This window comes from Brevundimonas sp. EAKA, from assembly GCF_000698025.1.
In the GTDB taxonomy this organism is placed as follows: Bacteria; Pseudomonadota; Alphaproteobacteria; order Caulobacterales; family Caulobacteraceae; genus Brevundimonas; species Brevundimonas mediterranea_A.
The window spans coordinates 1-10,624 of record NZ_JMQR01000104.1; the positions used below are offsets into that span (position 1 = coordinate 1).

Sequence of the window (10,624 nt, forward strand, 5' to 3'; positions counted from 1 at the left end):
AGAGCGACCGCATGACCTTGAAATTCAGGAAACCCGAGTGAACCGCGCCCAAGCCTTCGCCGCCAACGCCCCCCTGATGGGGGTTCCAGGCGCGTCCTCGCCGCCGGGCGGCAAGGGCGACTGGTACCGTGGGGCCGGCGGCATGCGGCTGCGCGCCGCCCTGTGGACGCCGTCGCACCTGACCGCCGAAAAGCCGCGCGGCACGGTGGTGCTCAGCCCCGGCCGCACCGAACCGATCGAGAAATATTTCGAGGTCATCGGCAATTTCCTGGCGCGCGGCTGGTGCGTCCTGGCTCACGACTGGCGCGGCCAGGGTCTGTCGGCGCGGCTCCTGCCCGACCGCCTGAAGGGCCACGCCCGCGCGGTGGAAGAGTTTCTGGACGACTACGGCCGGCTGCTGGACGCCTTCGAGGACCAGTGCCCCAAGCCCTGGATCATGGTCGGCCATTCGATGGGCGCCTGCCTGAACCTGTTGTCGCTGGAAGCCGGCGAGAGCCGGTTCTCGGGCGCGGTCCTGTCCAGCCCCATGCTGCGCATCAAGACCGGCAAACGGTCGATGTGGTCGGTCAAGCTGGCGGTCCGCTGGAACATCCGCCACGGCCACGCCGGCGACTATATCCTGGGCGACCCGGATGATCCGTTCGATCACACTTTCGCCGAGGACGCCCTGACTTCGGACGAGGCCCGCTACGAGATGTGGCGCCAGCAGCTGTACGCCTGCCCCCACCTGGCCATCGGCGGCCCCACCTACGGCTGGCTGGCCTTCGCCCTGGACGCCGGCGAGCGGGCGCTGAAGCCCAAGGCCCTGAAAGCGGTCAAGATACCGGTCGCCATCGTCCAGGCCGACAATGACGACGTGGTGTGGAAACAGACCAACCGCTGGGCCGCCAAACGCCTGGGCCGCGGCCGCTATGTCGAGGTCCCCGGCGCCCTGCACGAGGTGATCATGGAGGCCGACGACAAGCGCGCCGTCTTCCTGGACGAGTTCGACGCCATGGCCGACTATGTCTCGCCGATCCAGGACCTGACGACCGTCGCCGATCCCGCCGCCCGCACCGAGGACGTCACCGAAGAGACGCCGTCCGTGGCCTAGGGTCGACGGCCTAGAGGATGTCCTGAAGCAGGGTCAGGAAGGCCCGGACGGCGGGATTGGCCCGGCGGCTTTCCGGCCAGAGCGCCGTGATGTTGTGGCGCTCGACGGCGTATTCGGTCAGGATCGGAACCAGCTCGCCGCGCGCCACATAGGGGGCTGCGACAAAGGTCGCGCTCAGGCCGACGCCGCCGCCGGCCACCAGGGCAGCGAGCACCGCCTCGCTGACATCCACGATGATTCCGGACGGCGGGACGATCTCGATCTCCCGCTCGCCGATCTTGAACGGCCAACGAAAAACCTGACCGCTGCTCTGGTAGCGGAGATTGACGGTGTCGTGCTCGGCCAAGGCGTCCGGATGGATCGGCGCGCCCCGTGACGCCAGATAGGCAGGCGAGGCGAAGGCGCCGAGCCGCATGGGCGCCAGGCGGCGCGACAGGAGCCGAGAGTCCGCCAGTTCCCCGATGCGGACGGCGACATCGACGCCCAGATCCACGATATCGACGATCTGGTCGCTCAGCCGCAGATCGACCGTCACCTTGGGATAGCGTCGGCGAAACTCTGGCAGCGCCGGCGCGATCACATGGATGCCCAGCGGGAGCGAGGCGGCGATCCGCAGAACGCCCGACGGCTCCGAGCGGGCCGTCATCGCCACCTGTTCGATCTCTTCGGCGTCCTGCAGCAGTTTCAGCGCCCGCCCATGCAACTCACGCCCCTCCGGCGTCAGCGTCAGGGAGCGGGTCGTGCGGGTGAAGAGCGACACGCCCAGACGTTGCTCGAGCCGTTGCACGCTCTTGCTGACGGCGGACGGCGAGATGGAGAGGCTGCGGGCGGCGGCCGTATAGCTGCCCAGGGATCCCGCCCGCGCGAACGCGATCAGGCCTGTCAGCCGATCCAGGCCCATATATTCCGTCATGGCGCTATTTAAGCGAAACGCGGGATCATTATCAACATGAATGGACGCGACTATCTGCCTGTCATGGATGCGCAGACGCATTCCGTGAGGATCAGACAATGCCCGCAGAGACCATGAAGGCCATCCAGCAGCATGCATTCGGCGGACCCGAGGTGCTGGTGTACGAGGACGCTCCCCTGCCCGAACTGAAGCCGGGCGAAGTGCGGGTTCGCGTTCACGCGGTCGGGCTCAATCCTCCCGACTTCCATCTGCGCGAAGGCTACAAGGCCCTGCCGCCCGAATGGCGGCCGCAGGTCGACTTCCCCATGATCCTCGGAACGGATGTTTCGGGCGTGGTGGAGGCGGTCGCCGACGATGTGAAAACCTTCGCCGTCGGCGACGAAGTCTATTCGATGGCGCGCTTCCCCACCGGCATGATGGGGGGCGCCCGGGCCTATGCCGAATACGTCAGCGTGCCCGCCTCCGAACTGGCGCTCAAGCCGGCCAGGGTCGATCACGTTCAGGCCGCCGGCGCGCCGATGTCGCTGCTGACCGCCTGGCAGTTCCTGGTCGAGCGCGGTCACGATGAGCCCAACCCGCTTCAGCCGACCCTGCATCATCCGGTTCCGCTGGCCGGCAAGACGGTCCTGGTGAACGGCGCGGCGGGCGGCGTGGGGCATTTCGCCGTGCAGATCGCCAAGTGGAAGGGCGCGCGCGTCATCGCGGTCGGGTCCGGCAAGCAGCAGGCCTTGCTGCGCGATCTCGGCGCCGATGAGGTCATCGACTACAAAACGACGGCGGCGGAGACCGTGGTGCGGGATGTCGATCTGGTCATCGACGCCGTCGGCGGTCCGGCCGCCGCCCGCTTCCTGCCTGTGATCAAGCGGGGCGGGGCGCTGTTTCTGGTGTTCCCGCTGGGCTTTGCGGCGACTGAGGAGGCGCAAAGACGGGGCGTCACGGTCTCTACGACCCAGGTTCGCTCCAGCGGGGCGCAACTGGCCGAGATCGCGCGTCTGCTCGACGACGGCACGATCCGCGTCGTGATCGGAAGTCAATTCCCGCTCGCGGAAGCCGGCAAGGCCCACGAGCGGGCGGCGCAAGGCGGGTCGCAGGGCAAGATCGTCCTGAAGGTCGCCTGAAATCGATCGGCCCTCCGCGAGCCGCCCTCCTCGCGGACATCGAAGACGCGTGTTTAGGAAAGCAGAGCCTGATGACGACCCGATCGAAACTGCGCCATGGCGCCTTGGCCTGGTTTGAAATGGTCGGGGCCGTCATGACCGAAGCCGCCGTGCGATCGGGGCTGGCGGCGGACCTGAATGTGTCCCTTGTCGAACGCTATACGGACGGGGCGGAAATAGGCGAAGGTCTCGTGCAAGGTCTTCGCTTCGACATCCGTGACGGAAAGCCGGGGTTCCGAGCCGGAGCGCGGCCTGACGAGCGCGCGGACATCACCATCGAAATCACCGCTGCCGGGGCGCGCGCCCTGAACCTCCTATACGGCGATGACCCCGAATACGCCCTCCTGCTGGATAGGCTTCTGAGCATCGGCGAGATGCGGATAGAAGGCGACCCCTCACAACTGGGCGATTGGCTCAAGGCCGTGCACGACCCCATCGTGGACCGAACCATTTAGATCGGGATGCGGTTGACCCGTCGCCTCAAGCCGCCGCGCGCTTCAGCGTCACCAGGGCCTGGTCGATCAGGCGGGAGTCGCCGACGGCGAGGATCTGGCCGGTGCCGTCCGGGGCGGCGCCGCGCCAGTTGACGACCCGACCGCCGGCGGCCTCGATCACCGGAACCAGGGCGGACCAGTCCCAGGATTTCAGGCTGGCTTCGGCGACCAGGTCCATCTGGCCCGCCGCCACCATGGCGTAGGCGTAGGCGTCGCAGCCCAGGCGGGCCAGGCGGGCGGCGGCGCGGACCTGAGTCCAGGCGCCCCGTTCCGCGCCGTTGAAGATGTCGGGGTCGGTGGTCGAGATGACGGCGTCGGTCAGGTGTTCGCAGGCCCGCACGGCCAGGGGCCGCTCGGTCGCGCCGCGCAACAGGCGGGCGCCGGACGGGCCGCCGATGAAGATCTCGTCCAGATAGGGCTGGGCGATCAGGCCCACAGTCGGCTTTTCGGCGACGCGCAGGGCGATCAGGGTGGTCCACAGCGGCAGGCCCGAGATGAAGGCCCGCGTCCCGTCGATGGGATCCAGAACCCAGACGTGCTCGGCGTCCGGCCGGTCCTCGCCGTATTCCTCGCCGATCACGCCGTGGTCGGGATAGCGGGCGGCGATCAGGCGGCGAATCGCGGCCTCGGCCTGTTTGTCCCCCTCGGTGACGGGGTCGAAGCCCGCCGCCCCGCCCTTGTCCTCATGCCCGATCCCCGAGCGGAAGAAGGGCAGGGTGACGCGCGCGGCCTCGTGCGCCAGTTCAACGGCGAAGGATTCGAATTCGATCATGGGCGCTCTTAGCGCGGATCGCCCCGTGCAGAGAACCCCGGCCGCAACGCCTGCGCCCTATTCGTTCAGGCGACCGCGTCGTTGACGTCGTGCAGGGACTTGGCCAGATCCAGCAGGCGTCGGCGCGGGCGTTCGCCCAGCTGGTAGTAGGCCTGGATCAGGTCCAGGGTCTCCTTGCGCGAGAACATCTCGCCCCCTCCGGCGGACGTTCCCGGCGCCGCGTCCTTGCGCTCCAGCGCCTCGGTCACGCCGTCGTAGAAATAGCTGACCGGCGTCTCCAGCGCCTCGGCCAGTTGCCACAGACGGGCGGCCGAGATGCGGTTGGCGCCGCATTCGTATTTCTGGATCTGCTGGAAGCGGATGCCGACCTGAACGGCCAACTGCTGCTGGGTCAGGCCCAGCAGGCGGCGGCGGCGACGCAGGCGGCGGCCCAGGTGGAGATCGATGTCGGTGGCCATGACCCTCAATGCCTTATCTGAAGACCTGTCCCGACACGGGACGGTTCGCCCGCCACGCCGCAATCCGCATGCCGCAGGTCGCGTCAGGGGCGAGTTTCGCGGCTCATCGAACTCTGCATGTCGTGATCGCAACCCAATCCGGCCGCGTGCATTTACTCCCCAGCTTGGCTTCACAGGAAGGAACCTACACCATGGGCATTATCGCCTGGATCATCATCGGCATCGTCGCGGGCTGGCTCGCGGAACAGATCATGGGCCGCAACCACGGCCTGATCACCAATCTGATCGTCGGCGTCATCGGCGCCCTGATCGGCGGCTTCGTCGCCAATGCACTGGGCTTCGCCTGGGGCGGCTGGATCGGTTCGACCATCGTCGCCACCATCGGCGCCATCATCCTTCTGTTCCTTCTGGGTTTGGTCAAGCGTCGCGCTTGATCGTCCCTCTGGACTGAGAATGAACGAAAGGGCGGCTCGCGAGAGCCGCCCTTTTTGTATGTTTCGACCGGCTTATTGCGCCGCAGGGGCGGGCCGGAAGTCGCCCTGCGCGGCGATCAGGACGCCGCCCTGCACCGTGGCGGCGTCGGCGGGCAGCAGGCGGGTCGATCCGTCGGGCAGACGGATCAGATAGCCGTCGATACGGCCGCCCGACCCCCGACTGACACCCACGACCTGGCCCAGCGCCTCTCCGCTCGATCCCCGCGCCGTTGCGCCGACGGCGACCTCGGCGGGGGCGTCTTCCGAGCGGGCAGGGGCTTCGGCAGGCGTATCGACATGGCGCGAGGGCGGCGCTTTGTCCTGACCGTCAACCTGAGTCGACGCGGTTTGGGCCCACGCGGTTTGGGCCAGGACGGCTGTGGCCGCCAGGGCCGCGAGGGTTGCGAAACGCATCATGGAACGGTCCTTCCTGTCAGGTGACAATGGAAAAGGCGGCCGGGATGTCCCGGCCGCCTTCTCGACGTCTGTGGCTCAGGCTCGAGCCCAGGCGGTCATGGATCAGCGCTGGGGCTGGTCGCCGGTCGGCGGGGCCATCGGGTCGCTGCTGCCCGACGGATCGGCAGGCTCGGTCGTGGTGGGTTCCGTGGGGATCGGCCCAGTCGGGGCCGGTTCAGCCGTCATCGGCGCGGCAGGCTCGGCGGGCATGGCCGAAGGATCGGCGGCGGGGGCGGGCGCCGTTGCGGCGGACGGAGGCGGCGGCGCGCCAGCGATCGGGGCGGCGGCGTCGTACTCGGTCTTGGTATAGGCCACCACCACATTGGCGCCGTCCTGGCGGATGCCGTTCAGCGGCACGGCGCGAAGCTGGCCGTCGGCGCCGCGAACTGTCAGTTCCTGGGCGCCCGAGGCGTTGTTCTGAACGCCTTCAAGCTTGCCCAGTTCGCCATCGGGACCGTGCACCGAAGTGCCGGGCGTCAACGACAGGCTGGGCTGAGCGGGGGCGTCTTGGGTTGCGGGGGCCGCGGGAGCGATTTCCTGCGCCAGGGCGGGCGAGGCGATCAGGAAGGCGGCGGCGGCGCTGCTCAGAATGGCGGTCTTGAAGTTCATGGGAGAACATCCGGTTGCACGGGCCCGGCGCCCGCAATCACCAAACCCACCATGTTACGGATTGTTTCGTCGGCCCCAAAATGACCCTGAACCTGCCCCGGTTGGACGATTCCTGGTCTAAGGTGCGGCATTGCGTCGAATCGGCAGGAGGCCGCGTGAATCGCCGGAACGCCTATGTCCCCGGCCTGCTGCGCAGGCTGTTGGGGCTCGCCTATGAGCTGACCCCTCAGGTTTTCGCCGTGGTGGCCTTCTGCGCCGGGGCGTTGATGCTCATTTCGGCGGTGACGCCAGAGTTCGACGACCGGTTGCGGCAACTCACCGGCGTCGTGTCGCCGATCCTGATCGACCTGTCCCATTTCGTGGCCAGCATCGCCGGATTCATGCTGATCCTGCTGTCGGCCGGTCTGTGGCGACGGCGCCGCGGCGCCTATTGGGCGGCCCTGGCGGTGCTGGCCGTCGGGGCGGTCTTCTCGGTTCTGAAGGGGCTGGACTGGGAAGAGTCCGTCGATCTGGCGCTCGTCGCCGCCCTGCTGGCGCAGGGTCGCACGGCCTTCAACCGCCGCTCGCGTCTCAGCGAGCCCCTGCGGCCCGGCTGGCTGCTGCTGCTGATCGCGGTGGTGGGGTCGATGCTGTGGCTGGGCTTCTTCGCCTATCGCGACGTGGCCTATTCGGATGAGTTGTGGTGGCGGTTCCTGGTGGATCGCCAGGCCTCGGGCTTCCTGCGGGCGGGTCTGGTCCTGTCCCTGCTGACCCTGCTGGTCGCAGGACGCTCCCTGCTCAGTTCGCCGGGCGCCGACAGTCACGGTCCGGCCTCGAAGGACCAGATCGAACGCGCCCGCATCGCGCTGGAGGCGGCGGAAGAGGCCACGCCCGAGGCCTGGCTGGCCATGCTGGGCGACAAGGCCCTGTTGTTCAGCCCCTCGGGCCGCAGCTTCCTGGCCTATCGGGTGCGGGGCCGGCGCTGGATCGCCATGGGCGAACCGGCAGGGGCGCTGGCGGAACGCCAGGAGCTGTTGTGGGCCTTCACCGAACTGGCCGACAGTTACGGCGGTGCGGCGGTCTTCTACTCGGTCGGGGACGATATCCTCAGCGAACTGGCGACCATGGGCCTGGCCATGCGCAAGGTCGGCGAGACGGCGGTGATCCGCACCGAGGCCTTCGCCCTGGAGGGCAAGAGCAAGCAGAACCTGCGCACGGCCGTGAACCGGGCCGAACGCGAGGGGGCCAGTTTCGACATCCTGCCCGCCGGCGCCGCCAGGGCGCTGGAGCCCGAGCTGAAGGCGATTTCGGACGCCTGGATGGGCCTGCACAACGGGGCTGAGAAGTCCTTCTCCCTGGGCCGGTTCGACATCGACTATCTGAACCTGACGCCGTTGGCGGTGGTGCGCGAGGGCGAGCGGATCGTGGCCTTCGCCAATCTGCTGGTCACGCCGGGCGAGGCGGCGGTGGACCTGATGCGCTATACGCCCGAAGCGCCGCATGGGGTGATGGACTATCTGTTCATCCGCTGCGTCCAGTGGGCCAAGGCCGAGGGGATCGCCACATTCGACCTGGGCATGGCGCCCCTGGCCGGGCTGGAGGACCGTAGGGTCGCCCCCGTCTTCGCCCGCGTCGGCGCCCTGGTGTTCGAAGAGGGCGGGGCCCTGTACGGCTTCCAGGGTCTGCGCAGCTACAAGGCCAAGTTTGCGCCGGACTGGAAGGCCAGGTTCATCGCTGCGCCCGTATCCACCCCCCTGCCCCTGGCCCTGCTGGACGTCGCCCTGCTGACCAGCGGCGGCTGGCTGGGCATGTTGGGCCTGCGCAAGGGCCGCTGATATCGACGGGCGGCGCCGAAGCGGTCATGGTGCGCCCATGTCGTTCAAGCCCCTCTTTTCCCGCGCCCTGGCCCTTGCGCCGGAGCGCCTGCATTTCGCCGCCCACAGCCATCACCTGTGGCCCGACGTCAGTTTCGAGGCCCAGCAACAGGCCTGGCTTGACGCCAATCGGCACGCCGACCGCAAGTGGGACCTGATCTTCGACGAGATCGTCCCCCAGGCCCAGGCCGAGGTGGCGCGCGAACTGAGCCTGGCCTCGCCGGACAGCGTGGTGTTTTCGCCCAACACCCATGACCTGCTGCTGCGGGTCTTTTCGGCCTTCGAGACCCAGCCGGTGCGGATACTGTCCACGGACGGCGAGTTCCACTCGTTCCGGCGTCAGGCCGAGCGCTGGGAGGAGGCGGGTCAGGCCGTGGTCACCCGCGTGCCCTTGGCGCCCTTCGACACCTTCGCCGAGCGGTTCGTCGCGGCGGCCGCAGCGGGCGGTCACGACTGGATCCTGGTCAGCCAGGTCTTCTTCCGCACCGGCGGCCTGTTCGACGGGATCGAGGCCCTGGCCGCCCTGGCCCGGCCCGAGGGCCCGTGGGTCCTGATCGACGGCTATCACGGCTTCATGGCGACCCCGACGGATCTGTCGGCCGTGGCGGACCGGGTCTTCTATGTCGGCGGCGGCTATAAATACGCCATGGCGGGCGAGGGGGCCTGTTTCCTGCACGCCCCCGACGGCTTTGCGCCCCGGCCGGTGGTCACCGGCTGGTTCGCCGAGTTCGGGGATCTGTCCGGCCCGCCGGGCGGGGTCCAGTATCGCTCGGACGGCGGCCGGTTCTGGGGCGCGACCTTCGACAGTTCGGCTCTGTACCGGTTCAACGCCGTGCGCCGGATGTTGAGAGAAGCCGGGCTGACCACGGCGGACGTGGCGGACCACAGTCGGGCTCTGGCGATGCAATTCCAGGCGGCGCTTCAGGCCGGAGAGGCCGGAGCGGTCGGCGCAGCCGAGATGCTGAACCCGGTCCAGGGCGACGACGCCCGCGCCCGTTTCCTGGCCCTGCGCCACGACAACGCTCCGGCCTGGCGGGCGGACCTGCTGGCGGCCGGCGTGGTGACGGACGTGCGCGACGACGTGATCCGGTTCGGCTTCGGCCTGTATCAGGACGCCGCTGACGTGGATCGGCTGATCGCGGCCTGCCGCGCCCTGTAGGGTTTCAGCCTCCCCTAGAAGAAGGTGGTGTCGTCCTGCTTCTTGGCCTGGGGCGCGGCGCGGGGCGTCGTCGCCGGCGGGGTCTGGCGCGGCGTCCCGGCGTTCGGCGGCGTGTTCGGCGTTTGGCCGTTGGGCGTCTGCCCGTTCGCAGGCGGGATCGCCGGCAGGGCCGGATAGGGCATGGCCGGGGTCTGGCCCGCTTCGGCCGGGCTTCCGTCGCCCGGATAGGCTTCCGCCGCCGGGAGCTCATCGACCGGCGTCGCCTGACCCACGCGGTCGGGCGCGTTCAGATCGTCACGGATGAAGGCCCAGGACCGACTGTCGGCGCAACCGCAGGCCTTCAGGAAGCCGTCGCGGTCACGCCACAGGATCAACGGATAGGTGATGTGCACCCCGGCGTCGCTGAGCAGGGCGGTCAGGCGTTCGTCGAACTGGCGGCTGGCGTCCACCACGGCCGAGCGGGCCAGATTGCCGTCCGCCTGGGGGATGCCGGCGGCGGTCCAGTTCCGCGCGGGCGTCGCCGCCCAGCGTTGGTACAGGGACCAGTCGCGGGTCAGCCACAGTTCCGCGATCGTGGCCCGTTCGGCGGCGGTGGACTGGGCCAGGCCCTCGCGGTCGGCGCGAGCGAACAGGATGACGCGCGGCTCGACCCCTGCGGCCTGCAGCTTGGCGACCTCCTCCTGCTCATAGCGCTGGGCCGACGCGCTGTCGCGATAGCCGACGATATAGAGGGGTTCGCCCCCGCCGCCGCCCGACACCCAGGAGGCCTCGTCGAGAAGTTGCTGGATCTGGGCCTGGTTGCGGCTGATCGTGACCGGCTGGAACCGCGAATAGAAGTTCCAGTAGGCCCAGTAGCCGAGCCCCGCCAGGATCAGGCCGATCAGGGCGGCCAGGGCGGACCAAATGAGGAATCGACGCATGGGGGAGGAGTGCTCCAGCTTCACCGTTGGCACGGGTTAACGCATAGCACCGAAATCCGTTGTCCGCTCATTCGCCGTGCCGTTTTCCCCGGCGAAATCCGCAGGTGACGTTCGCACGCCACACCCGCCCATCCCGGCCCGCGCCGGGGATGGCGGGGGATTTCAAGGCTGCCAGCCCGAGGTCTGGTCGACGTCGCTTTCGCCCGCCAGGGCCCCGCGGGTCTTCTTCACCTCGGCCCAGGCGGCGCGCCGCAGCGGCCTCTTATC

12 protein-coding genes are annotated in these 10,624 nt (G+C 68.8%); 6 read left to right on the forward strand and 6 right to left on the reverse strand.

The features are described from left to right. Positions 1–37 precede the first annotated feature (37 nt). Positions 38–1,093 (forward strand): alpha/beta fold hydrolase, encoded by a 1,056-nt coding sequence (locus tag ER13_RS13180; protein WP_052005101.1) that lies wholly within the window; start codon positions 38–40, stop codon positions 1,091–1,093. Positions 1,094–1,103: 10 nt separating this feature from the next. On the opposite strand, the gene ER13_RS13185 is transcribed toward ER13_RS13180, so the two are convergent. Beyond that, the gene (locus tag ER13_RS13185) at positions 1,104–2,006 is read right to left on the reverse strand and encodes a LysR family transcriptional regulator (RefSeq protein ID WP_035309921.1); all 903 of its coding nucleotides are present in this window, start codon (positions 2,004–2,006) and stop codon (positions 1,104–1,106) included. A gap of 98 nt (positions 2,007–2,104) precedes the next feature. Between ER13_RS13185 and ER13_RS13190 the strand changes: the two genes are divergently transcribed. Then, on the forward strand, positions 2,105–3,124 hold the full coding sequence (locus ER13_RS13190; RefSeq protein WP_035309922.1) for an NADP-dependent oxidoreductase: 1,020 nt from the start codon (positions 2,105–2,107) through the stop codon (positions 3,122–3,124). A 71-nt stretch (positions 3,125–3,195) separates the two neighbouring features. Next, the gene (locus tag ER13_RS13195) at positions 3,196–3,618 is read left to right on the forward strand and encodes a hypothetical protein (protein ID WP_035309923.1); all 423 of its coding nucleotides are present in this window, start codon (positions 3,196–3,198) and stop codon (positions 3,616–3,618) included. Positions 3,619–3,643: 25 nt separating this feature from the next. Here the strand turns inward: ER13_RS13195 and hisN are convergent, their stop codons facing one another. Both hisN and ER13_RS13205 read right to left on the reverse strand, forming a co-directional pair. Next, positions 3,644–4,429 carry a histidinol-phosphatase gene (gene hisN, locus ER13_RS13200; RefSeq protein ID WP_035309924.1) on the reverse strand — a complete coding sequence of 262 codons (786 nt, stop codon included), beginning with the start codon at positions 4,427–4,429 and terminating at the stop codon, positions 3,644–3,646. A 65-nt stretch (positions 4,430–4,494) separates the two neighbouring features. After that, positions 4,495–4,887, reverse strand: a complete 393-nt coding sequence (locus ER13_RS13205) for a helix-turn-helix transcriptional regulator (protein WP_035309925.1) — start codon at positions 4,885–4,887, stop codon at positions 4,495–4,497. A gap of 191 nt (positions 4,888–5,078) precedes the next feature. Here ER13_RS13205 and ER13_RS13210 point away from each other — a divergent pair, with 191 nt between their 5' ends. Next, positions 5,079–5,321: a GlsB/YeaQ/YmgE family stress response membrane protein gene (locus ER13_RS13210; RefSeq protein WP_008258823.1), complete on the forward strand. Its 243-nt coding sequence runs from the start codon at positions 5,079–5,081 to the stop codon at positions 5,319–5,321. Positions 5,322–5,393: 72 nt separating this feature from the next. Here ER13_RS13210 and ER13_RS13215 read toward each other — a convergent pair whose 3' ends face one another. Both ER13_RS13215 and ER13_RS13220 read right to left on the reverse strand, forming a co-directional pair. Next, positions 5,394–5,777, reverse strand: coding sequence for a hypothetical protein (locus tag ER13_RS13215; protein WP_008259788.1), 384 nt, complete (start codon positions 5,775–5,777; stop codon positions 5,394–5,396). A gap of 102 nt (positions 5,778–5,879) precedes the next feature. Next, on the reverse strand, positions 5,880–6,425 hold the full coding sequence (locus ER13_RS13220) for a hypothetical protein (RefSeq protein ID WP_035309927.1): 546 nt from the start codon (positions 6,423–6,425) through the stop codon (positions 5,880–5,882). A 155-nt stretch (positions 6,426–6,580) separates the two neighbouring features. On the opposite strand from ER13_RS13220, the gene ER13_RS13225 reads away from it, so the two are divergent. Further along, positions 6,581–8,239: a GNAT family N-acetyltransferase gene (locus ER13_RS13225; RefSeq protein WP_081836237.1), complete on the forward strand. Its 1,659-nt coding sequence runs from the start codon at positions 6,581–6,583 to the stop codon at positions 8,237–8,239. A gap of 37 nt (positions 8,240–8,276) precedes the next feature. Continuing rightward, complete coding sequence (locus ER13_RS13230) at positions 8,277–9,437, forward strand: class V aminotransferase (protein ID WP_035309929.1); 1,161 nt, start codon at positions 8,277–8,279, stop codon at positions 9,435–9,437. Between the two features lie 14 nt (positions 9,438–9,451). Here the strand turns inward: ER13_RS13230 and ER13_RS13235 are convergent, their stop codons facing one another. Continuing rightward, positions 9,452–10,357, reverse strand: a complete 906-nt coding sequence (locus tag ER13_RS13235; RefSeq protein ID WP_008260464.1) for a hypothetical protein — start codon at positions 10,355–10,357, stop codon at positions 9,452–9,454. Positions 10,358–10,624: the final 267 nt, after the last annotated feature.